The 23,807-nt window shown below is 29.3% G+C and carries 22 protein-coding genes; 4 read left to right on the top strand and 18 right to left on the bottom strand.

What is annotated here, in order from left to right; all coding sequences use genetic code 11:
• Positions 1-125 precede the first annotated feature (125 nt).
• The 10 genes from ACIQ06_RS02670 to ACIQ06_RS02715 all read right to left on the bottom strand — a co-directional run bounded on the left by ACIQ06_RS02670 (position 126) and on the right by ACIQ06_RS02715 (position 7,309).
• The gene (locus ACIQ06_RS02670; protein WP_396143757.1) at positions 126-1,235 is read right to left on the bottom strand and encodes an ABC transporter transmembrane domain-containing protein; all 1,110 of its coding nucleotides are present in this window, start codon (positions 1,233-1,235) and stop codon (positions 126-128) included.
• Entirely contained in the window at positions 1,225-1,746 is a 522-nt protein-coding gene (locus ACIQ06_RS02675; RefSeq protein WP_396143758.1) for a peroxiredoxin family protein, read from the bottom strand. Before ACIQ06_RS02675 ends, ACIQ06_RS02670 begins: the two co-directional genes overlap by 11 nt.
• Positions 1,743-2,168: a hypothetical protein gene (locus tag ACIQ06_RS02680; protein ID WP_396143759.1), complete on the bottom strand. Its 426-nt coding sequence runs from the start codon at positions 2,166-2,168 to the stop codon at positions 1,743-1,745. Before ACIQ06_RS02680 ends, ACIQ06_RS02675 begins: the two co-directional genes overlap by 4 nt.
• A gap of 523 nt (positions 2,169-2,691) precedes the next feature.
• Positions 2,692-3,330: a hypothetical protein gene (locus ACIQ06_RS02685; protein ID WP_396143760.1), complete on the bottom strand. Its 639-nt coding sequence runs from the start codon at positions 3,328-3,330 to the stop codon at positions 2,692-2,694.
• 23 nt (positions 3,331-3,353) lie between these two features.
• Positions 3,354-4,040 (bottom strand): ATP-binding cassette domain-containing protein, encoded by a 687-nt coding sequence (locus ACIQ06_RS02690; protein WP_396143761.1) that lies wholly within the window; start codon positions 4,038-4,040, stop codon positions 3,354-3,356.
• 1,296 nt (positions 4,041-5,336) lie between these two features.
• Positions 5,337-5,561, bottom strand: coding sequence for a hypothetical protein (locus ACIQ06_RS02695; protein WP_396143762.1), 225 nt, complete (start codon positions 5,559-5,561; stop codon positions 5,337-5,339).
• A 171-nt stretch (positions 5,562-5,732) separates the two neighbouring features.
• Entirely contained in the window at positions 5,733-5,909 is a 177-nt protein-coding gene (locus ACIQ06_RS02700; RefSeq protein ID WP_160169123.1) for a hypothetical protein, read from the bottom strand.
• Positions 5,896-6,111 carry a hypothetical protein gene (locus ACIQ06_RS02705; RefSeq protein ID WP_396143763.1) on the bottom strand — a complete coding sequence of 72 codons (216 nt, stop codon included), beginning with the start codon at positions 6,109-6,111 and terminating at the stop codon, positions 5,896-5,898. The genes ACIQ06_RS02700 and ACIQ06_RS02705 overlap by 14 nt, the downstream gene beginning before the upstream one ends.
• 6 nt (positions 6,112-6,117) lie before the next feature.
• The gene (locus ACIQ06_RS02710; protein WP_396143764.1) at positions 6,118-6,513 is read right to left on the bottom strand and encodes a DUF5675 family protein; all 396 of its coding nucleotides are present in this window, start codon (positions 6,511-6,513) and stop codon (positions 6,118-6,120) included.
• Positions 6,514-6,550: 37 nt separating this feature from the next.
• Positions 6,551-7,309: a hypothetical protein gene (locus ACIQ06_RS02715; RefSeq protein WP_396143765.1), complete on the bottom strand. Its 759-nt coding sequence runs from the start codon at positions 7,307-7,309 to the stop codon at positions 6,551-6,553.
• 1,030 nt (positions 7,310-8,339) lie between these two features.
• Here ACIQ06_RS02715 and ACIQ06_RS02720 point away from each other — a divergent pair.
• On the top strand, positions 8,340-9,038 hold the full coding sequence (locus ACIQ06_RS02720) for a porin family protein (RefSeq protein ID WP_396143766.1): 699 nt from the start codon (positions 8,340-8,342) through the stop codon (positions 9,036-9,038).
• On the opposite strand, the gene ACIQ06_RS02725 is transcribed toward ACIQ06_RS02720, so the two are convergent.
• The 4 genes from ACIQ06_RS02725 to ACIQ06_RS02740 all read right to left on the bottom strand — a co-directional run bounded on the left by ACIQ06_RS02725 (position 9,033) and on the right by ACIQ06_RS02740 (position 15,121).
• Positions 9,033-9,638: a hypothetical protein gene (locus ACIQ06_RS02725; RefSeq protein WP_396143767.1), complete on the bottom strand. Its 606-nt coding sequence runs from the start codon at positions 9,636-9,638 to the stop codon at positions 9,033-9,035. The two genes, ACIQ06_RS02720 and ACIQ06_RS02725, sit on opposite strands and share 6 nt — an antisense overlap.
• 38 nt (positions 9,639-9,676) lie before the next feature.
• The gene (gene rpoN, locus ACIQ06_RS02730; protein WP_396143768.1) at positions 9,677-11,143 is read right to left on the bottom strand and encodes an RNA polymerase factor sigma-54; all 1,467 of its coding nucleotides are present in this window, start codon (positions 11,141-11,143) and stop codon (positions 9,677-9,679) included.
• Between the two features lie 70 nt (positions 11,144-11,213).
• Positions 11,214-12,647 (bottom strand): asparagine--tRNA ligase, encoded by a 1,434-nt coding sequence (gene asnS / locus ACIQ06_RS02735; RefSeq protein WP_396143769.1) that lies wholly within the window; start codon positions 12,645-12,647, stop codon positions 11,214-11,216.
• Between the two features lie 53 nt (positions 12,648-12,700).
• Positions 12,701-15,121, bottom strand: a complete 2,421-nt coding sequence (locus ACIQ06_RS02740) for an RND family transporter (RefSeq protein WP_396143770.1) — start codon at positions 15,119-15,121, stop codon at positions 12,701-12,703.
• A gap of 185 nt (positions 15,122-15,306) precedes the next feature.
• Between ACIQ06_RS02740 and ACIQ06_RS02745 the strand changes: the two genes are divergently transcribed.
• Positions 15,307-17,574 carry a cation:proton antiporter gene (locus tag ACIQ06_RS02745; RefSeq protein WP_396143771.1) on the top strand — a complete coding sequence of 756 codons (2,268 nt, stop codon included), beginning with the start codon at positions 15,307-15,309 and terminating at the stop codon, positions 17,572-17,574.
• Positions 17,575-17,631: 57 nt separating this feature from the next.
• Entirely contained in the window at positions 17,632-18,399 is a 768-nt protein-coding gene (locus ACIQ06_RS02750; RefSeq protein WP_396143772.1) for a hypothetical protein, read from the top strand.
• Here the strand turns inward: ACIQ06_RS02750 and ACIQ06_RS02755 are convergent.
• From ACIQ06_RS02755 to ACIQ06_RS02770, 4 genes are all read right to left on the bottom strand, one after another.
• Entirely contained in the window at positions 18,388-20,868 is a 2,481-nt protein-coding gene (locus ACIQ06_RS02755) for a DUF5686 family protein (protein ID WP_396143773.1), read from the bottom strand. The genes ACIQ06_RS02750 and ACIQ06_RS02755 overlap by 12 nt on opposite strands.
• Positions 20,869-20,971: 103 nt before the next feature.
• The gene (frr, locus tag ACIQ06_RS02760) at positions 20,972-21,532 is read right to left on the bottom strand and encodes a ribosome recycling factor (protein WP_396143774.1); all 561 of its coding nucleotides are present in this window, start codon (positions 21,530-21,532) and stop codon (positions 20,972-20,974) included.
• A 33-nt stretch (positions 21,533-21,565) separates the two neighbouring features.
• Positions 21,566-22,273 carry a UMP kinase gene (pyrH, locus tag ACIQ06_RS02765; RefSeq protein ID WP_298304931.1) on the bottom strand — a complete coding sequence of 236 codons (708 nt, stop codon included), beginning with the start codon at positions 22,271-22,273 and terminating at the stop codon, positions 21,566-21,568.
• Positions 22,274-22,351: 78 nt separating this feature from the next.
• Entirely contained in the window at positions 22,352-23,137 is a 786-nt protein-coding gene (locus tag ACIQ06_RS02770; RefSeq protein ID WP_396143775.1) for a patatin-like phospholipase family protein, read from the bottom strand.
• Positions 23,138-23,211: 74 nt separating this feature from the next.
• Between ACIQ06_RS02770 and ACIQ06_RS02775 the strand changes: the two genes are divergently transcribed.
• The gene (locus tag ACIQ06_RS02775) at positions 23,212-23,805 is read left to right on the top strand and encodes a thioredoxin family protein (RefSeq protein ID WP_396143776.1); all 594 of its coding nucleotides are present in this window, start codon (positions 23,212-23,214) and stop codon (positions 23,803-23,805) included.
• Positions 23,806-23,807 lie beyond the last annotated feature (2 nt).

A 23,807-nucleotide genomic window follows, 5' to 3' on the forward strand; every position in this document is an offset into this window, starting at 1 on the left:
CCTATTAAAAAACAAACACTAGCAAACCCAGATTGCCAAGATAAAGTAATATTGATTTTTCCTAAGTTAAATATTTTGTCTTGAAAATTAGCGAAAACTTGTTCATTAACCTTATTAAAAACTTCCTACTTATTATCATTTTTTATAGTTGCGATTCCTTGAATTGTGTTGATATAATTACTCTCATTAAAAGCATAACTTTGCATTACTTCTTTTTGAGAGTTAATTATTTTCTTATTGCTTCTATAAATAATATAAAAATAAATAGGCAAACTCAAGGTAGAAATCAATCCTAATTTCCATGAATAAGTGAACAGAAAAACTAATGAGATGATTGAAACTAAGACATCAATTACTAGACTACTAGCCAACATTTTAATAACACTTTGAACTCTCTGCGTATCATTTAATCGTGCAACTAATTCTCCAATTTTTCTTGTATCAAAAAAGGGTTTTGGTAAATGTAATAATGAAGAAAAAAATTGATTATTAATTCTGTTATTAAAATCTTTAGATTGTTGTAAAAGGAAATACTCTCTTAAAATAGAAATTCCGACTCTTGCTAATAACAAAACCGTTAACAAAGCAATTCCCGAAACTAGTTTTTTAATATCATGAGATGGTAAAATATCATCAATCAATTTTTGTGAAAATAAAGACATCGCCAATCCTAAACCGGCAACAAAAACACCCAATAAAACCGAAATCCAAAGGAGCTTATAATCTTCTTTTAAGATATTTAGAAACCATTTCTTTTGTGAATTTTTTTCTTCTTCAGCTTTTACAAAACTTTCATTAGGTTCAAGAGTTAAACAACTTTTAGAAACCCAAATTTTTTCTAATTCATTTGAATTTAGATAATATACTCCTTTTCCAGGATCGCCAATTAAGAAGCCTTTTTCTTCATTATATTCATAACAGACAACATAATGCTGTAGCTGATTTTCAATTAGAACGTGTAAAATAACAGGCTGTTTATGTTCAATCAATGCGTTTATATCAGCTTCGCAACCTTCAGCAGTAAAGCCAATTTTGTTTGCTACTTGATACAAACCAAGCATAGTTGTACCTTGTTTAGTTGTTCCGCTTAATTCGCGAAGTTTCTCGATTGAATTTGTTCCTCCATAAAGCTTCACCAAACTTAATAAACAAGCAACGCCACAATCTGATTGGTCAAGTTGTAGCGTATGCGTTTTTTCAATATGTTTTATTGTCATTATTCTATTATTCTGCATTTAGCTTTTTCAAAATTGTTTCTGCCTTTACTTGTCCTTTTATTTTTTCAATAAGTTTTTGATCTTTGTTGTAAAGCACTAAGCATGGCATAGATTTAACATCAAAGGTAGCAGCGAAAGTAACCTTACTATCACATAAAAAATGAACGTTATCATAGGTATTTAATTGATATTTATTGGCAAATTCTTTTATCTGTTCAGTTTTTTCAAATGAAATAAAACATAACTGAAAGTCAGCAAACATATCTATGTTATGTTTTATCATTTTTGCCTCTTCATTACAAAAATCACATTCGCTATTGTAATAAATAAAAAGTGTTGCAATGTCTTCTTTTAAATTTTCATTTGTAAAATTATCGCCATTTATATTTTGATACTCAAACTTTGGTATTGTCTTTATATGCTCTGCTACTTCTTTCTTGTGCTGAATTTTAGAATAAATCTGATAACCAAAATAACCAAGTGCACCAATAAAAAGTATTGGAATTAATATTTTAAGTAGTTTTTTCATGTAGTTTTATTTATAAAATTAATTGAATGTTCTTTAAAAACACTCTCAATCAATTCCATTTTTTGTTTATTTATTTCAACTTGAATAAATCTTTTTTTATTGTTTATAAGTTTAATGATCAAAACATTATCTAGGAGACGTTTTTTATATTCTATGCTTTGAATACTATTAAAATCTATTTCTGTAATGTAAGACTTATTAAGATCCAGAATAAAAAGCAGAAACCATAACATTCCTATAAAACCTGATATGAGCTTAAAAGAATCTCCTGTTTTGTAATAAGAATAAAAATTTATAATCCCATTAATAGTCCATATAATTTGAGCAAACTTCATTAAATAGCTATAGTCCTTCTTATTTTTCATTTCTATAGTCTTTTTTTGACTGTCAATAACAAAATTATAGAACGCTATTATTTCCATCTTCCTTTATTTTCTAAGTAAATGAATAAGTAATAAAACTATAGCTGTTGAGCCTAAAACTAATGTTGATACTTTTTCTTTAAAATAAAAATGTTTGATAACGTGAAGTACCAACAATATAACGGCACAAAAAATTAATATGATATTTTTATATTTTCCCATACTTACTTTTTACTTTTTTATTTTTCAAAATCTCTTTTAATGAGTTAATTAGTAAAGGAAAATTAAAAATAAATATTTCTAAAGCACAAAAATAATTCCACATAGTATCCGCAAATTGCATTTTTAAATTAAACATTAAAAAAGCACTACCAATTACAGTAATAATGTGTGAGCTTATTTTAAAATTAAAATCCATTATTCTTTTTTATTAGAAATAATTACACTAATTATCATACAAATCATGGAAGCAACACCAAAGAGAAAAGATGTTAAACTTTCCTCTTTAATAAAATATAAAATGATGTGCGCAATAATTATCACCACAAAAAAAACTATAAATATTTTCTTTGTTCTTTCCACGCTATGAATAATTTAAAGTAAAAAACATAATAACAGTGACCCACAGTAGTAATGTAGGAACATAACTATAACTAACTATTTTCAATCCATTATCGGCATTAGTTTTTGTTAAATCGCCAATCTGATAAGATAAATAAATGATGTATGCAACTTCAAATAGATTTAAAGTTTGTAAGGGATAAATTAGCCACGAGTCAAGCTCTTTGTAGCCAATAATATTTAATGCTGATAGAGGATAAAAATACTGAATATCTTCAAGTGTATAATCGGTTTGAAAAAAGTAAAACCAAAATATTTTTAAGATAGGCATAAGAAGAAAAATAAATTCTGCTTTTATAACAATATTCAGAATTTTTTTAAAACTATTATCATTATTGTTAAAAAACATACCAATACTTAAAACACTTGAAATAATTGATGTTTTAAGCATAAATATTATTGGAATTAAAATAAAATTTAGTAGTTCAATCTTTTTTTGAAAAAATAAAAATCTTTCTATTTGTTTTATTGAAAGTTCAGATGAAAAAGATTTATAAATAATATTGTCAAAATCCAATAAATATTTTCCTAATTTTATAGTAATAATTGCAATTATTGTTAAAATAATTATTAGAGTATAGTTTTTCGTGGTTAATTTCATAATTCAATTCTTAGACTAAACAATTATTTTAAATGTGTTAGAATCATATTTGATAATTGTTTAAAATTTTGAATGTTTAAATCTTCTATAGTTTTGTCAATCAAAATTTTATTATCCTTGAGTATTAATACTTTATCAATAATACTTTCTAAAAATTCAACTTGATTAGATGAAATCAAAATTGTACATCCATTAATTTTTAATTCAACTAAAACTTTCATTAATTTTTCAAGAGTTACTAAATCTATGCCTATGAATGGTTCGTCCATAATCAAAACTTTTGGATTATTCATCGTTGCAACTGTAAAGAGTATTTTTGATTTAGTGCCAAAAGATAATTTTGAAATGTATTGATTTAAATAATTTTCAAAATTTAATATTTTTGAAAATTCAAGAATTTTTTTTTCAATATCAGAATGTGAGATGTTTTTTAAAACTGCTGATAAATACAAGTATTCATAAGCTGTGAGACTGTTAATTAACATTTCGTGACCTAGATATAAACTAATTTGAGATTTATTAATTCCATCAAATTCAATTCCATTGTTTTCGGATTTTAACAATCCTACTAAACATTTAATTAATGTAGTTTTGCCAGAGCCATTTAACCCATAAATAACAGCAATTTGACTATTATTGATGGTGAAATTAATATTTTCAAGTACTTTATTTTTATTAAATACTTTATTTAAATTAGCAACTTTAATCATTTAAGTATGTATTAGTAATTTTTTTAATAAGTTTTTTTTTTGAGTAAAATGCCACACAAAATAGAAGACAAAAAGATATTAAATAAAATAAAACTATTAATTTGCAACTCATTTTTAAAGAATAAATTAATAAAATAAAAAAAAGGTTTACTGCTGTAAAAGACACTAATCTTATTAACCAATCTAAAAAAAATTTACTTTGTATAAAAAAAAAATTATAGATAATTCCAAAAGTTTGATTCAATTGTATAAACAAATTCATTAAAATCCAGTTTTCTTTGTTAAAAATAAAATCATGATCTGTTATAGATAAAAAAGTAACAACAACTGTGTATATAAAATTAAATTCCAAGAATAGAAAAAAATGCTTCACGGAAATTATTCTTTTAAGATTTTTACTTTCAAATTGTAAATAAAAATATTTTTCATTCTCATTGTCCCATATCAAAGCATTAATTCTATTAATAAAAACAAGGTAGATTAAAGAATAAGGAATTAATGAATTCTTAAAAACTGAAAATAAAACTAAAAAAAAAATCAATATTATATCAATTATTTTTCCTTCTCTAATCTCTTTTAAGAATAATATATTTGCTATTCGCATGATGGAATTTTATGAAATTTTTTTAAATATAAAATTAATAATAAAAATGCTAGGATAGAATGAATTATAGCGACCAATAAGATTACTTGAAAATAATGAGCCTCAATATATTCAACGTAAAAATTATAATCTCCTTCTTTCTTTACAAATAACCCACCAAATATTGAAAAGAAAAAAATATATATGAAGAAAAAAATAAAATATATTTTTTTGCTTATGGTATTATTACTAATAAGCTCTTTTAAAAAAAAACTTATAAAAATAAAAATTGAACTAATAAATATAGTCAACAAACGATTAGAGGTAACCAATAAAATCGGTACAAGAATTATAAATTTAATCAAATATTCCGTAGACAAATTAATTTCAATACTTTTTCTTTTAGATAGTATGTTACCAAAAAGCATCAGAGAATTTAAATTTGACTTATTAGATATAGTGTGAAAATCTAGTCCTAAAACTAATAAAAAAAAACATAGTAAAGTATATAAAAAATAATCTAACCCACTAACATTATTTAATAAAAACAAATAAAAAGGGATAAAGATAAACATATAGTTAATCTTTATTTTTTTTTTAAAATTATGGTCAAAGTTATTTCTAAAATATAACTTAAACTTAGCTATTAAAATTTCTTTAAACATCTAAAAATAATATTAAGGTCTATCTAAAGAGATAGACCTTTTTAGCAATTAACAAGTAAATAATGCTCCAATTGCACCAGCAGCCCAACCTGTTAATGCTCCTGCAGGACCGCCTACAACAGCACCACCAGCAGCAGCACCAGCAGCAGAACAAATAACACAAGCATCACTTGCTGTAAATTCACCATGTGACATAAGCCATTTTTGACAAGAGGTTAATGAAGCTAATCCTCCTTCCAGATTCTCCATCTGATTCAATTCTAATTTTTTCATAATGTAAATTTTAAACCGTTATTTTACAAAATTAAGAAAGCTGATTTTATTTTAATATCTTAAAAGTGACATGATGTGCTTAAAAGTGATATTATTTTATAAAAAAAACCAAATCTCACGACTTGGCTTTCATTTTGTTTAACCCAAAGGTCACCACAACTAGGGTTAAACTTATTTTTTGTGCTTCTTATTTAGGCTTTTAAGCAGTAACGAAATCGTAAAACTGACCACGGCTCCAACAGTAGCTAAAATAACTGTTTTTGCAATATCATCAGAAGAAAGATTTGGTACAATACTTAAAAATGTACCTCCAGCAGTTCCCATTAATGTGGGATTATTTGCTGTCATCAGTTGTAGTAAGCTGACTTGCAACCGACAAAACACCTCCAGCTACCGCAACATAACCACCAATAGTAGTTACAATGACAGGTAAAGCAATTGGAGCTGTTAAAATAGTTCCTCCAACGGCTGCTAGTGCCAACCCAACAGTTCGAAGCACTTTAAAAAACTTTGGTGTAGGAGCCGTAGCTCTATTGATTATTTTTTTCATAATCGGTTAAGATTGAATAATTAATTGAACATTCTCAGAAAGATTTAAAGTCTTATAAACAATGTCTTTGAGCTTTTTAAAAGCCTTTCTTGACATCAAACCTAAACCTGGTCCTGAGTGTTTAGTAACAGGAGCAATACAACCTTGCAATTCTTTTTTAGCATTATTTGCTGGATGAAATAATATAAACTTCCTATTACTAACATCCATAATCTCCAAATGCCATTTATACTTTACGCTGTATCGTTTTCTAATAAAATATTTCCCTTCCGGAATACAGGAAACCTTCGTTTCGTTCATCTTCCAGGGTAATTCAATTGTTTTACAAATCAATTTACCTTCGCATTCGAGTTTACCATTGGTTCCTTCAGGGAAATAAGTTCTAGTTAAAAATAATACCATTTTTTAACCTTATTGTTTTACCAAGTCTGTCAAAAGACTAAACTCCACTATCTACTTTAGCAATTGACAACGGATTATACGCACCATTTTTAAGAGCATACATTTGACCATTAATCTCTTGATAAAACTCAATTCCCAAAGCCAAAAACAAAGGTTTTGTGCTTGCTGGAGTAACTGAGTTGATATGGTTAATAACTGCTGTCGCAGTTGCATCCCATGGAAGAATTGCTGTTTCTGAAGTATCCAAAACAAAAGTCTCAGCTTCAAAATCTACTTCAGCACCGCCAGAAATAATCTTGTAGTGAGTAGTTCCACTAGGTGCAGCAATCATATTCGCAGGAATAAAAGAAGCCAAATCAACAGTAATTGAACCAGCAACACGATCAATAGCAGCTACAAAAGGAGCAAACAAGGTAGTGCCCAACTTACCACGAATATTGAATTCAAAACCAAATAGCAATTCAGCTTCTCCATCAATCACATTTCTCAAACCACGAACACTAGTCAAATCAGCTTGAAGCACCTTAACCATAGCCTGTGTCAATCGACTTACCATTCTTCCATCTGCAGAATTGATAAGTAATGGTCGTAAAGCAGTTCTCAATAGCTTTCCAGCCTTCCCAGCTCTTCCAAACTCAGAGCCATTCTCACGAGTTCTCTGAAACGCAGGGTCACTGGCAATTCTACTAGCGTCAATACCGCCTTTTTCTCTTGCTAAATGACCATCTTGCGTTTTGTAAAAAGTAATATCTCCGATAGTACCTTTTAATTTAATTATGCCTTTCTGTCTAGCCATAATTTTAAATTTTTCGTTCTACATTTAGAGTATATACATACTCTCTCACATCTCATTTAATCAATTAAATTGTTGCAACTTTTAAAATGATCTCTACAAAGATTTATTAAAAACAAGCTCTTTCAAAATAGAGATGTAAAAAATGGTACATAATTGATGCTAATAATCAATTTTAATCAACAAAAATGTCTAGATTTGTAATGATGAATCTTATACTCAAAGCTATACTAAAGGTATGGATAGAGTATTAAATGTATAAAAGTGTCTGTTAGGAATATTAGGGTTTGTATATATCCAAAAGATGTTCAACGCATTACTGGTAAAACTTATAGACAAGCTAGGGTTTACTTGTTGAAAATAAAAGTTAGTCTTAACAAGGAATCTCATCAACTTGTTTCTATTGATGAATTTTGTGAGTTTTCAGGTCTTAAAAAAGACGAAGTTTTAAGTTGCATTATTGGTTAGCTAAAGTGCTTAATTCGAGTGTTTAAATCAGTTTGACTTATAGTAACTAGTATAAAAAATGATACGATTTGTTATTTAATATTTTTTTATAATAATTAAAAACCTTATCTTTAGAACATCAAACGGGTACAAAACGATTTAATTTGTAAGGGGTATAATTCGGGGTACTTTGAATGTGTTTTAATTGAGAGGCTTATTTATCGGGGTTTATTAAGCAAGTTCAAATCCCATCCTCTCTGCTAAGATGTTTTTTTAAATTTTTAGAAAAAATTAATTAAAGCAGGAGTTCGAATCCCATTTTAGTTGCTAAGAAGTTTTTTTAAATTTTTAGAAAAAATTAATTAAAGCAGGAGTTCGAATCCCATTTTAGTTGCTAAGAAGTTTTTTTAAATTTTTAGAAAAAATTAATTAAAGCAGGAGTTCGAATCCCATTTTAGTTGCTAAGAAGTTTTTAAATTTTTAGAAAAAATTAATTAAAGAAGAGTTCGAATCCCATTTTAGTTGCTAAAAAATAATTAAAGGAAGTTTTCAAATTCTATATCCTAATCAAAATAATTCTCAGTTTATGCGATTTTATTTTTCCATAATAACTTTATTTTTCTTTATTAGTGCTTTTGCGCAGGAAGAAGTTGTGGAAAAAAAGGTGTTAGATTCTTTATACAGAGAAGATCAATTTTATTTGAATTTTACTTACAACAGTTTGAAAAATTTAAGCGGAATTAATCAAAATAAATTTTCTTCAGGTTTCTGTATTGGTTTTTTGAGAGACATGCCTATTAATAAAAATAGGACCATTGCAATCGCAACAGGATTAGGTTATTCATTAAATATTTATAACGATAATTTATATCAAAATAGATTAGAAGTTGCTGGTAAAACTGAAAATACTTATGAAATATTGTCGTCAGATATTTATTATGATAAGAATAAAACTTCTCTACATTATTTAGATTTACCAATTGAATTTAGATGGCGTTCTTCAACACCAGATTCTCATAGATTTTGGAGAATTTATACTGGTTTCAAACTGAGTTATTTAATTGGTGATAGATACAAATTTGTGAATGACGTTCAAACAAAAGTTTACAAGTCTAATACTGATTTGAATAAATTCCAATATGGTTGTTATATGGCAGCTGGTTGGAATACTTGGAATTTTTATGCTTATTACGGATTAAGTCCAATATATAAATCGGCAAAAATTAATGGTGAAGATATAAAAATGACCACTTTTAACCTTGGGTTACAATTTTATATTTTATAGCCATAGTATCCACAAAAGCACCTGCGGAAGCATTCCTGCTGCATATCCTATAATTAATTCTTCTATTGTATGAGCTTTCATTACTAATCTCGATGAAGCAACAATTCCTGTTATTAAAAACAATGATGCGATGGTATAAATGATGTTTAACTCATTATGCATGCTCAATCCAATTACAAAAAAACTAAGAGCACTCATTGCAATCATGTGAATACTTGCTTTGATTTTGACAAAAATTAATGCGAAGGCAATAAAGGTGCTGCCAATTCCTCCAAGAAAGAAAAAATACAATTCCGGAAAACGTTCTATAGTAACACTTTTCTGAATTAAAACTGCAGTTAAAATCATTTGCATTAACAACGGAATTTTTCTTTGCGACAAGTCAGAGAGCATTATGGTGTCTACTTTTCCAAAAGTTCTAAGTAAATAAAAGAAAGACAGTGGAAGGAAAAATGTAATTATAATTACTTGAAGCAATAGCAAATAATATTGTTCTGTTATGTAATAATTACCTCCAAAAAGTATATAAAAAACCGTTCCCAATATCGGAATGAAAATAGGATGGAAGAGGTACGAAAAAAAAGGAAGTATTTTTTTCAAAATGAGTTATTTGATAAACAAATATAAGATTTTTTGAATTAAATCTTCTTTCTCATTCGAGCCACAGGAATATCTAATTGCTCACGATATTTTGCAATAGTTCTTCTAGCAATTGGATAACCTTTTTCCTTTAAAATTTCTGCCAATTGATCGTCAGGAAGTGGTTTGCTTTTATCTTCTTCTTCAATGGTGTTTTGAAGAATTTTTTTGATTTCTAAAGTAGAAACATCTTCACCTTGATCATTTTTCATGGCTTCAGAGAAGAATTCTTTTATCAATTTTGTGCCATAAGGCGTGTCAACATATTTGCTATTTGCAACACGAGAAACAGTTGAAATATCTAAACCAACCATATCAGCAATATCCTTCAAAATCATTGGTTTCATTGAAGTTTCTTCACCATCAAGGAAATATTCTTGTTGAAAATGCATAATGGCATTCATGGTAACAAATAGTGTTTCCTGACGTTGTTTTATAGCGTCAATAAACCATTTAGCCGAATCTAATTTTTGCTTAATAAACTGAACGGCATCTTTTTGAGAATTCGATTTGTCTCTAGAATCTTTATACGTTTGCATCATTTCTTGATAATCTTTTGAAACGTGCAATGATGGAGCATTTCGTCCATTTAAAGTTAATTCTAATTCACCATCATTAATTCTGATGGCAAAATCAGGAACAATATTTTCGGTAACTTTATTATTTCCTGTAAAAGAACCTCCTGGTTTTGGATTTAATTTTTCAATTTCATGAATCGTTTTCTTCAAATGATCTTGAGAAATTCCGTATTTCTGTAATAATTTGTCGTAATGTTTTTTGGTGAAAGCATCAAATTGATTTCCGATGATATCAATGGCTAAATCAACATATTCTGTTGGGGTTTTATGTTTCAATTGCAATAACAAACATTCTTGTAAGTCACGCGCACCAACGCCTGCAGGCTCCAATTCGTGAATGATGTGCAACATTTTCTCAACCATTTTCTCATCAGTATAAATACCTTGAGTAAAAGCCATATCGTCAACGATATCTTGAATGTCACGTCTTAAATAACCATCATCATCAATACTCCCAACAAGGAATTCAGCAATATCTCTTTGCTCATCAGTAAGTATAAAAGTATTCAATTGATTAATTAAATCTTGATGAAAACTTACAGGTGCAGCAAATGGACTTTCGCGATCATCGTCATCATCACTATAATTATTTGATTGAAGTTTGTAGTCTGGTGTTTCGTCGTCACTCAAATATTCATCGATGTTTATGTCATCAGCTTCAATGTTGTCGCTTCCTTCATAATCATCATATTCGTCATTGTTGTCAAGTTCATCCTTTTCATAAACTTCTTCTTCATCTTTACCCGTTTCTAATGCCGGATTCTCATTCATTTCCTCCAATAATCGTTGCTCAAATGCCAACGTAGGCAATTGAATCAACTTCATCAACTGAATTTGTTGAGGAGATAATTTTTGAGATAATTTGAATTGTAAGTTTTGCTTTAACATTTTTATTTTTGTTGTCGGTTGTCGGTTATGGGTTGTCGGTTAAAAACAGACAACTGATAACAGACAACAATTAAAACTCTGCGTTTTGTGGCGTTCTTGGAAAAGGAATTACGTCTCTAATATTAGACATTCCTGTTACAAATAATACCAATCTTTCAAATCCTAATCCGAAACCTGAGTGAACTGCCGAACCGAATCTTCTAGTATCTAAATACCACCAAAGTTCTTCTTCGTCAATTCCTAATGCTTTCATTTTTTCAACTAAAACATCGTAGCGTTCTTCTCTTTGAGAACCACCAACGATTTCTCCAATTCCTGGGAACAAAATATCCATGGCACGAACGGTTTTTCCGTCTTCGTTCAAACGCATGTAAAATGCTTTAATATTGGCTGGATAATCAAACAAAATTACAGGACATTTAAAGTGTTTTTCAACTAAATATCTTTCGTGTTCACTTTGTAAATCTGCACCCCATTCGTTGATGATGTAGTTGAATTTTTTCTTTTTATTTGGAGTACAATCTCTTAAAATATCAATAGCCTCGGTGTAAGAAACACGTTTGAAATTGTTTTCTAAAACGAAATTTAGTTTTTCTAACAAAGCCATTTCGCTTCTATCAGCTTGTGGTTTTGATTTTTCTTCTTCCAACAAACGACCTTCTAAAAACTTCAAATCGTCTTGGCATTTCTCCATCGTATATTTAATTACGTATTGGATAAAATCTTCTGCCAAATCCATATTGTCGTTCAAATCATTGAAAGCAACTTCTGGTTCGATCATCCAAAATTCTGCTAAGTGACGTGAAGTGTTTGAATTTTCAGCTCTAAAAGTAGGTCCGAAAGTATAAATCTGACCTAATGCCATAGCAAACGTTTCACCTTCTAACTGACCTGAAACGGTAAGATTAGTCTCTTTTCCGAAGAAATCTTCTTTATAATTTACTTTTCCATCTTCGGTTCTTGGCGTGTTGTCAAATGGTAAAGCGGTAACTTTAAACATTTCTCCTGCACCTTCAGCATCAGAACCTGTAATAATTGGCGTGTTTACATACACAAATCCTTTTTCTTGAAAATAAGTATGAACTGCATGAGCCAAAACCGAACGAACTCTCATGATTGCTCCAAAAGCATTAGTTCTAACTCTTAAGTGAGCGTTTTCACGAAGAAATTCTAAAGAGTGTTTCTTAGGTTGCATTGGGAATTTCTCAGCATCTGAATCTCCTAAAATTTCTAATTTAGAAACTTGAATTTCATATTTCTGACCTGCACCTTTGCTTTCTACTAATTCGCCAATTACTGAAACTGCAGCACCAGTTGTAACTCTTTTTAAAGTTTCTTCAGGTGTATTTTCAAAATCGACAACACATTGAATATTATTAATTGTCGAACCATCGTTCAACGCTATAAATTGATTGTTTCTAAAAGTTCTAACCCAACCTTTTGCATTTACTTCATAATTCGCTTTCGAACTATTTAATAAGTCTTTAACTTTTGTATGTTTCATTATAAATATTAGATTTTAAATATTAGATATTAGATATCTTTTGCAAATATAAATTAATTATTTTTCTTTTCTAATTCGTCCAATTCTTCGTCAGTGTGTTCTAAGATGTCTATAATTGGAGTTTTTAATTCTTGTTCGTTTGCCAATGTTTTGTTCAAAGTTAATACTAATGATGGCAGTAAAACTAAATTGGACAACATTCCGAAGAAAAGTGTCAAGGCAACCAATCCACCAAGAGCAATGGTTCCACCAAAACTTGATAGCATGAATACAGAAAACCCAAAGAATAATACGATTGATGTATAAAACATACTTATTCCGGCATCATCAAAGGTTGCGAAAACCGATTTTTTTATCTTCCAATCGTTTCTTGAAAGTTCCAATCGATATTGAGCTAAGAATCGCAATGTGTCGTCAACTGACATTCCGAAAGCAATTCCGAATACTAATATTGTTGATGGTTTTAAAGGAATTCCTAAAAATCCCATCAAACCTGCGGTCATTAAAAGTGGTAATAAATTTGGAATAATAGAAACCAAAACCATTTTAAACGAACGGAACATTATTGCTACCAATCCTGCTGTGATTAAAAATGCAAACAATAATGATGATAATAAATTGTCTAGTAAATATTTAGTTCCTTTTTGGAAAACTAATGATTTTCCAGTGATAATCACTTCATATTTTGGTGATGGAAATATTTTATTGATTTTATTTCTAAGTTGTGACTCGATAGATTTCATCTTTTCACCATTTTCATCTTTAATGAAGGTCGTGATTCTTGCTACACTTCCATCATCAGAAATATAACTTTTCAACTGATTGTCTTTCGAATTTTTTAGAGAATTTTTGATATAAGGCAACAACGCAAACTCTTCATTTGGAGAAGGCAAAGTGTAAAAATCTGGATTTCCGTTGTAATAAGCTTGGTTGAAACTTTTGGCAACATTTACAATTGACAACGGTTTAGAAAGCTCTGGAATATCCGTTATGGTTTCTTCCAAATCTTCCATTCTTCGCAAATTGGTTAACTTCATAGCACCATTTTTCTTTTTGGTGTCAATCATTATTTCCAAAGGCATTACACCATCAAATTCTTTTTCAAAGAAACGAATGTCGTCAAAGAAAGCCGATTTTTTAGGCATGTCCTCAATAATACTTCCCGAAATTCGAATTTCATAAATTCCGATGATTCCAAAGACTAAAAGAATTACAGCGGTTACATAAACTCCAACACGATTGAATTTTACAGTTCGAACAATCCAATTCATGAAAGAAGTCAAATATTCTCGTTCTAAATGTCCAAGATGTCTAGGAATTGGTGAAGGAATGTAACTAAAGAAAATTGGAATTATTATCAAACAAAGCAGATAAATAGCAATGATATTTATTGATGTTACTACTCCAAATTCTGACAATAAAGTATTATTTGTTGCAATAAAAGTTGCAAAACCAAACGCAGTTGTTAAGTTAGTCATCAACGTTGCCGTTCCGGTTTTTGTAATTACACGTTGAAGTGCTTTGGCTTTATTAGCGTGTTTTTGATATTCTTGATGGTATTTATTAATGAAGAAAATACAATTCGGAATTCCAATTACAATTACTAAAGTTGGAACTAAAGCAGTTAAAACCGTGATTTCATAACCCATAAGTGCAATGATTCCAAAAGACCACATTACACCGATAATTACTATAACCAAAGAAATTAAAGTAGCTCTAAACGAACGGAAGAAAAAGAAGAAAATTAAGGAGGTAATTAGTAAAGCTGCTCCAATAAATATTCCAATTTCGTCTACTATGGTTTTGGCGTTTAATGTTCTAATATAAGGCATTCCTGAGGTATGCAATTCAATTCCTGTCTCCTCTTTAAATTTATTTAATTTTGGAATCAGATTGTGTAAAACATATTCTTTTCTAGCAATAGTATTTACAATTTTCTTATCTAAATAAACCGCAGAACGAATGGCACCTGACTTTTTGTTGAATAACAAACCTTCATAAAAAGGCATTTTGTTGAACAATTCCGATTTGATTTGTTTTAAATAATTTTCGTCAAGCGTTTTTGATTGATCAACTAAAGGTTTTAGTTCAAATGTTTGTGATGAGTCGTTTTTGGTAAGTTTTTGAAGATTATCGACGGTGATTACCAATTCAATTTCTTTATCGGATTTGATTTGATGCATTAATTCACTCCATTTTTTATAAATTTCTGGAGTAAATAATTTTTTATCTTTTGTAGCAATGACTATAAGATTTCCTTCTTCACCAAAGTTTTTTAGAAAGCTATTATAGTCTAGATTTACCTTGTCATCAGCAGGAATTAAGTTGGCTTCTGTGTGAGTAAATTTCAAATCTTTCCATTGAAAAGCCATTAGAATTGTAATTAATACAACTAAGCACAAGAGTAAAATTCTATTTCTAAGGATAATTCGGGCAATTAATTCCCAAAAACCAATACCTGATAACTTTTTCATTTGAAAATTTAAAACGAGTGCAAAGGTAGTGAAAAGTGCTTGAAATTAAAGAACTAAATCATACTTTTGTGTAGAAATTTGACTTAAACTTCTGTAAGTAAATTTTATATTAATTTTATATCATTTTACAATTTTACAATTAAGTTTTCTCATATTTGTAGTGTAAAAAAAGTTGCTTGAGGAAAATGAGGAAATTTAAGAATGGAATATTTTATATTGGTGTAACAGGAGGGTTTATAGCACTTATGTTTTGGATTGTTACTAAAGGAAAATCTTTAGAAATAGGAAGAAATGTAATAGCTAAAACATCTAATGATTCCCTTTTTGGTCAATTTCTAAATTCACTAATACACAACTTAAAACATCCTTTAGCAATATTGTTATTGCAAATTATCACCATAATAATTGTGGCTCGTTTCTTTGGATGGATTTTCAGAAAAATTGGACAACCAAGTGTTATTGGTGAAATTATTGCCGGAATTTTTCTAGGTCCATCTGTTGTTGGAATGTATATGCCAGAATATTCTGCCATGCTTTTTCCTGTTGAATCTTTAGGAAATTTACAGTTTTTAAGCCAAATTGGATTAATTCTTTTCATGTTCGTCATAGGAATGGAACTCGATTTGAATGTTTTGAAAAACAAAGCCAATGAAGCCGTTGTAATTAGTCATGCAAGTATTGTTTTTCCTTTCGCACTCGGAATTGGATTATCCTATTTTATCTATCACAAATTCGCACCACAAGGAGTAGAATTTTTGTCGTTTAGTTTGTTTATGGGAATTGCTATGAGTATAACGGCATTCCCAGTTTTAGCAAGAATTGTTCAAGAAAGAGGGATTCATAAAACAAAACTCGGAACTATTGTAATTACTTGTGCTGCAGCCGATGATATTACCGCTTGGTGTTTACTTGCAGCCGTTATTGCAATTGTAAAAGCAGGAACTTTTATGAGTTCACTTTATATCATTCTTTTAGCAACAGTTTATGTTTTGATGATGCTTTTTGTGGTAAAACCATTCCTCAAAAAAATTGGAGATTTATATGCGAAAAGAGATAATTTGAGCAAACCTGTTGTAGCTATTTTTCTTTTGACTTTAATTATTTCATCGTATTTAACTGAAGTTATTGGAATTCATGCACTTTTTGGTGCTTTCATGACTGGAGCTATTATGCCAGATATTATCAATATTAGAAAGATTTTTATAGAAAAAGTTGAAGATGTAGCTTTGATTTTACTTCTTCCGTTGTTCTTTGTGTTCACAGGTTTACGAACCCAAATTGGTTTGATAAACGATCCTTATTTGTGGAAAATTACAGGATGGATTATTCTTGTTGCTGTTGTAGGAAAGTTTGTTGGAAGTGCTTTAGCAGCAAAATTTGTTGGACAAAATTGGCGTGATAGTTTGACCATTGGAGCTTTGATGAATACTCGAGGATTGATGGAATTGGTTGTTCTTAATATTGGTTATGATTTAGGAGTTCTTTCTGCTGAAGTTTTTACAATGATGGTCATCATGGCTTTGGTAACAACTTTCATGACTGGTCCAGCAATTGATATTATTAATTATTTTTTCAAGCGAAGAGAAGTTATTATTCCTAAAGAAATTAGTAATAGTAGTTTTAAGATTTTGATATCTTTTGGAAACAATGAAAAAGGAAAATCATTATTGCGTTTGGCCAATAGTTTTATAAAAAAACAGAAAGAGAATTGCAACGTTACTGCTCTGCACTTGTCTTTGAGTGATGAAGTTCATTCTTATAATCTTGAGGAATATGAAAAAGAAACTTTTGAACCCATTTTGGAAGAATCTGAAGTTTTAAATCAAAAGTTGACTACAATATTCAAATCAACCATTGATATTGAAACTGACATTGCAGATATTGCTGTAAGAGGTGAATATGATTTGGTTTTGGTTGGTTTAGGGAAATCAATTTTTGAAGGTTCGTTTCTTGGAAAAGTACTTGGTTTTACAACCAGAATTATCAATCCGGATAGGTTGTTAGACAAATTCACTGGAAAAGAAGGTTTGTTTGAAAATTCTCCTTTTGATGATAGAACACGTTTAGTGATTTCAAAAACTAAAAAACCACTTGGAATTTTAATTGATAAAGACTTAGTAAAAGTAGACGAAGTTTTTGTTCCAATATTTGGTTCAGATGATACTTTTCTTATGGAATATTCGCAAAAGTTGATTTATAATAACGATACAAAAATCACCATTTTAGACATTAATAATCAGGTGAAAAATAATTTTGTAATTGAAAACGCAATTAATACACTTCAAAATTCTTATGCTGATAAAATCTCAATAATTGATGAAAGTCAAATGAAAGCTGGTTTTCTTTTGCAACAAGACATGATGATGATATCATTAGAAAGTTGGAAAAATCTAGTTGATTCAGAAAGCGTTTGGTTGAGTAATATTCCTTCTGTTTTGATTATTAAGCCATAGAATTAAAAATTAATTTTTAGTATTGAGTTTTTTTTAGATTAATAAATTAGTAAAAAAATGAGAAATATATTTTTGCTTTTCTTGTCATTTTCTTTGATTAATTGTCAAAGTGAAAGAAAAAAAGAGAACAAAATATCTTTAATTAATCTATCAAAAGTAGAAAAAGTTCAAAAAATTGAGCTTGAAGAAAATTTTACCGATAGCACGGAAATTGGTTTAAAAAGAAAATTTAAAATCAATTTAAAAAAATACAGAAGTCCCGATAGTGTTTATGTAGAAATCAATCTTTACAAAAAGGCAGGAACAAATTGGATTAAAGTTCAAAGGTTAGAATTTTTAAAAGATGGCGTTTTAAGTTGTGATCCAAAAATTGAAGATTTTAATAATGATGGATTTAACGATTTTACTTTTCAATCTTCAATTGCTGGAAGAGGAGCAAATACAATTAGAAAATTATTTATTTTTGAAAAAGAAAAATTAAAATTTATCAAAAATTCAGAAAATTTTCCAAACATACGTTATAACAAAGAATTAAATTGCATTGATGCTTTCAGGGTTTATGCAGGTTCTCAAACGGCTTTTGCTAAAATTGAAAAGGATAGTTTAAGAGAATTTGCTAATGTAGAAATATATGATGACACATTGAAAGTAAAGTATATTAGCAAAAACGGAAAGGAAAATTTATTAAAAATTGAGAAATATGAAAATGGTTATTTTCACAGATTTAAAAATTATAAACCATTAATAGAAGATTTTGAGTATAATAAATATTCAATCAAACGAATGAATTTTTATTTTCATAATGTGATTTACTTAAAACCCTAAATCCAAAACATAACTCAATTTCAAAGCGAAATTATCTTCAAATTTTGGCAAAGCATTTGGTCCATATCTCATAAAAAAGGTTAATCCAAATCCTTTGAAAATTTGGTTGACTTCAACGCCACTTTCAAAAAAACCTCGCTCCAACGTTTTGTATTGTAGACCGATGTGTTGTTCTGGTTTGTCCATTTCACCCCAAGCCATTCGTGTTACAACAGAAATTAGTGGTTTTATTTTATAAGCTAATTTCACTTTATTAAAAGTGTGTTTTACGTGAAAACTCACATAACTACTTGAGAAAAATTCATTGAAAAACATGGTTTCAAAACTGTTTTTTCCGGCAAAGGTGATTCGTCTAAACAATGTTTCACGATTTAAATTATTTGGCGCAATACTATATAAATGTGTCAATGGAACGTTTCCAAAAGCAAATCCGCTTTGAAAAATTAAAGATGTATTTTGTCCAGAAAGGAAAGGAATTTCGTGACTAATACGCAAATCTATTTTTGTAAAGTCAAAATCACTATCTAATATATTTTCAAATGATTTTGTAAATTGAAATGAGAATTTTGGAAAACGTTTATCAATTTCTAATCTACCTGTCGAAGTTTGCATATAATTGCTAAATGGATTCCATTGTATTGCAAATTGTGCTGTTGTGAAGTTAAAATTGGTATACGATTTATTATCAACGTTGTATGTGTAATCAAAAAGTGGTTGAATTTCTGTTCGTGCAATTCCAAAATAAATATCTGTTTTCGGCACATACTTACTTTCAATAAAAGAAGAATAGGTCTTGTTATTGTAAAAAGTAGAGATGTTTATTGGTCTCGGATCATAAATTCTAAATCGGCGTGATTGAGTAGCAAACTGAATTTGACCAATTTCATTTAAATCATCAACATAAGAAGCGCTTATCCATGTATTGGTTTCTTTGTGTAATAAATAGGATGGAGTTATACCATATTTGAATTTATCATCTTTAAATCCGTAAGCAACGTAGCCACTGATTTTGTATTTGTCTGATAGTTTATTGTTTGTAACGCCTCCAATTCCTAATCTAAAACCTTCATAATTGTTGAATTTTATCAACGTTTTTAAGTCGATATCTACAAAACTTACAGGAACATAACCATTGATTATTTTTTTACCTAAAAAGATTTTTTGTTCAATGTTTTCAGCTACAGATAAACTATCTAGATTGGTATAAGTACGCAATTTTCTTCTGTCTAAAGTGTCCTTTTTTAAAGACACCCAATAGGAGTCTGGCTTAGACATACTGGCTTCTGGAACATCAATCTTGATACTTGGTGTTTTGAAGGAAACGGCTTCATTTATTTTTACATCGTATGGTGTAGATTCTAGTTTGAGATACATTTGGTCGGAAGCATCTTTTTGCAAACCTTCGATACTAGAATTGAATTTAATGGTACCACCAAATATTTTTAAATCTTCACTATTGTTTCCTTTTACAACGATAAATTTCCTTTTTTCTGGAAACCAAACTTTATGATCTTTTAGATAATTAAAGGTGTAAGTAGCATTAATATTCACAATTCCGTAAATTCTGTAAAATGCTTTTGCAATGGCGAAATTTTCAGCATCAACAAAAAGTAATCCTCTTAATTTATTAGAATTTAATTTTTTAGGTTGAAAATAAATTCTGTAAACCGTTCTATCATGAATTTTTACAGTATCAATAATTTTGAAAACAAATAATTTTCTACCATAACTAGAAATTGGATTTCGAATAGGAATTTCAAGAATGTCTAAGCTGTTTTCGTATAATGAATAAGAAACTAAGTTCAATCCCAAATATTCATAAAGCGGTTTTTTGAATCCAGCCATTCTTGAAGCTATCAAGGTTTCTTTGGTGCCAGAATTGTTGTGTTGTAATAAATTTACCTTCTCAGTTTGATAAATATGTTGGTTTTCTACTAGTTTTTTGAATTTATAATTGGTAGAATCAAATTGCATTTTCTTTCTTCCAAAAAGTGATTTTTTGTAAAGTGTGTCAATTTTACTGGAAATAGAATCTGGATTTGCAGTTACCAATAAGTGTTCGTAATTTTTATATTCAAAAGTATTTAAAGCTTTTTCAGGTTGATTGCTTTTCTTGTTTTCAATGACTTTTTTGATGATAAGATTTACTTGATTCTCCGAAAAAATTTCTTTCTCTTTCATGGTATTATTATTTACCATTTTTATAATTAGAAATTTGGCGCCAACTGTTAAATGATAATTTTTATCATAATATCCTTTGTACGTTACAACTATTGGTTTTTTATCGTCGGTTATAGTGATAGTAAATTTACCTTCCCAATTGGATGAAATAGTTTTGTTATTGTGAGTGATTTTTGCAAAAGCAATTGGGACAGTAGTATCATAATCAATTACTTGACCTTGCATTATTTTTTGCGAAATAGCATAATTGCAAAAAAGAATAAATAGAAAAATCCAAAATTTTCTCATTAAGATGATTTTGTTTAAATCGTGTAAAAGAATTATGACAAATGTAGGAATAAAAAAATCCGCTCGAACTATCGAACGGATTTTAATATACATTTAACGAAAATTATACTTTCATTATTTCAGCTTCTTTTTGAACTAAATGCTCTTCTACTTTTTTAATAAAACTATCGGTTAGTTTTTGGATAGTTTCTTCCGCTACTTTACAAACATCCTCTGAAACGCCTTCTTTTTCTTGTTTTTTGATATCTGTATTGGCATCTTTTCTATGGTTACGAATACCAATTTTTGCTTCTTCAGCTTCGTGTTTTGCTTGCTTTACTAAATCACGACGACGCTCTTCAGTAAGTGGCGGAACACTGATGATGATTAAATCACCATTATTCATTGGGTTAAAACCTAAATTGGCAATCATAATTGCTTTTTCAATAGGTTGTAACATGCTTTTTTCGTAAGGTTGAATAGTAATAGTTCTTGCATCAGGAACATTCACATTTGCAATTTGAGAAAGAGGTGTTTGTGAACCATAATAGTCAACAAAAACGCTACCCAACATCTGTGGCGAAGCCTTTCCAGCTCTAATATTTAAAAAAGATTTTTCTAAGTGTGCTACAGAACCATTCATTGCTTCTTTAGCTTCATCAATTATAAAGTCAATTTCTTCCATTGTATTTCAGATTTTATTCTAAAAGTTTTCTAATTATATATTTACTACTGTTCCAACATTTTCGCCTTCACAGATTTTTAGTAAGTTTCCTTTTTTGTTCATATCAAATACCACGATTGGCAATTTGTTTTCTTGACTTAAAGTAAAAGCTGTTGTGTCCATTACGTTCAATCCTTTTTTTAACACATCTTCAAAAGAAATGTAATCAAATTTTACAGCAGATTTATCTTTTTCTGGATCGGCCGTGTAAACACCATCAACTCTTGTTCCTTTCAAAATTACATCGGCATGAACTTCAACACCACGTAAAACAGCAGCCGTATCTGTTGTAAAATAAGGGTTTCCTGTTCCAGCACCAAAAATAACAATTCTTCCTTTTTCTAGGTGACGAACAGCTCTTCTCTTAATATAAGGTTCTGCTATGGCTTCAATTTTTAAAGCGGTTTGTAATCGAGTTAACATTCCTTTATCTTCCAAAGCTCCTTGAAGTGCCATTCCATTTATAACAGTTGCTAGCATTCCCATATAATCACCTTGCACTCTGTCCATTCCGTTACTTGCTCCGGCAACACCTCTAAAGATATTTCCACCTCCAATAACTATTGCAATTTCTACACCTTTGTCGTGAATTTGCTTAATTTCATTAGCATATTCGGCTAAAATTTTTGGGTCGATTCCATATTGTCTTTCACCCATTAATGCCTCACCACTCAGTTTTAGAAGTATTCTTTTGTATTTCATTAGTAGTTATTTATTTTGAACAAGGTTGTGTATTTCTAGTGCAAATATAGTTATTATATGATTTTATGAAATAGCAAATTAAAAATTATCCTTCATTTGTTCAAATGAATTTTTTGCAGCTTGATACCCAATTTCAAATATCTTATCCATTTTAGTTTTACTGGTTTCAAAAGTGCTGAAATTGACCAATTCTTCAGGTTCAATAATCCAATCGCAATTATTGAACTTTTGAAAATTAGAATTTGCTGAGAGTAAATCAAAAGCTCGAGTAGTAACAGATTTGATAGAGTTCAAGTCTTTGGCTTCAATTTTTTGAATCGGGCTAACATAAACTCCAATCATAAAATCGCAACGACCTTGCAATATATCTGTTGGAAAATGATTTAAAATGCCGCCATCACTATATAAATTTCCATTAACAATGTAAGGAGAAATAACGCCTGGAAAGGCAGATGAAGCAAGTACAGCATCAACAATTCGTGAGTTGTTATTGAAAATTTTAAGTTTGCCTTTTACCATTTCAGTAGCCGTAATATGCATTGGAATGGGTAAATCACTCATTTTAGCATTCTGAAAAATTTCTTCAAAATAATTTTTAAATGATTCTGAATCAATGATTCCAGGTTTTTTTATTGTAAAATGTTTCCAATGAAAAAAATAAATGGATTTAAAAAAAGATAAAATCTCTTCTGGTGTTTTTCCCCAAGAATATAATGCACCAACAATTGCTCCAGCACTTGTTCCTGAAATTTGTGATGGTTTTATCTTTTGTTCTTCTAGAAACTTTATTGCACCAGCATGGGCAAGTCCTTTTGAACCTCCGCCAGATAATGCTAAACCAATTGATTTTGTTTGAAAGTCCATAATCTTTTAATGTAATTAATGTTTCATTTCATTTGTAAAAATAAAGCTAATTTTGCAGTATAAATTTAATTAAAATGAATTCAATTATAAAGGAAAGTCTGAAAGAAAGTTTCTCTTACCAAGAATATAGAGATTTTGTAACTGATTTAGCTAAAGAAGATAAAACTACAGGTCATGAACAGCGTGAAGATCTTATACATTACACGCAACTGAACGAAGCAAGATTGCATCGATTAGACAAAACTATTCAAGTTGTTGATGAAGCAAAATTGTTTTTGCAACAGTTGTCTACTGAATATATTTGGTTAGTAATTTCAGAAAGTTGGTGTGGCGATGCAGCTCAAATTCTTCCGGTTATTAATAAAATGGCTGAGGTTTCAGACAAAATTGATTTAAAAATTGTACTTCGTGATGATAATGAGGAATTGATGAATTTGTTTTTAACGAACGGAACCAAATCCATTCCGAAGCTAATTATTATTAATAAGGAAACGAATGAAGTCATCAATGATTTTGGACCAAGACCAAGTGGCGCAAAACAACTTATATTAGATTACAAAGCAGAACATGGCGTAGTTGATGAAACCGCTAAAATTGAATTGCAAAAATGGTATTTGCAAGACAAAGGAATTTCTACTCAAAAGGAAATTATGGAGTTACTTTGTTAAAT

Origin of the sequence: Flavobacterium sp. (genome assembly GCF_044341265.1) — a bacterium.
Taxonomy (GTDB): domain Bacteria; phylum Bacteroidota; class Bacteroidia; order Flavobacteriales; family Flavobacteriaceae; genus Flavobacterium.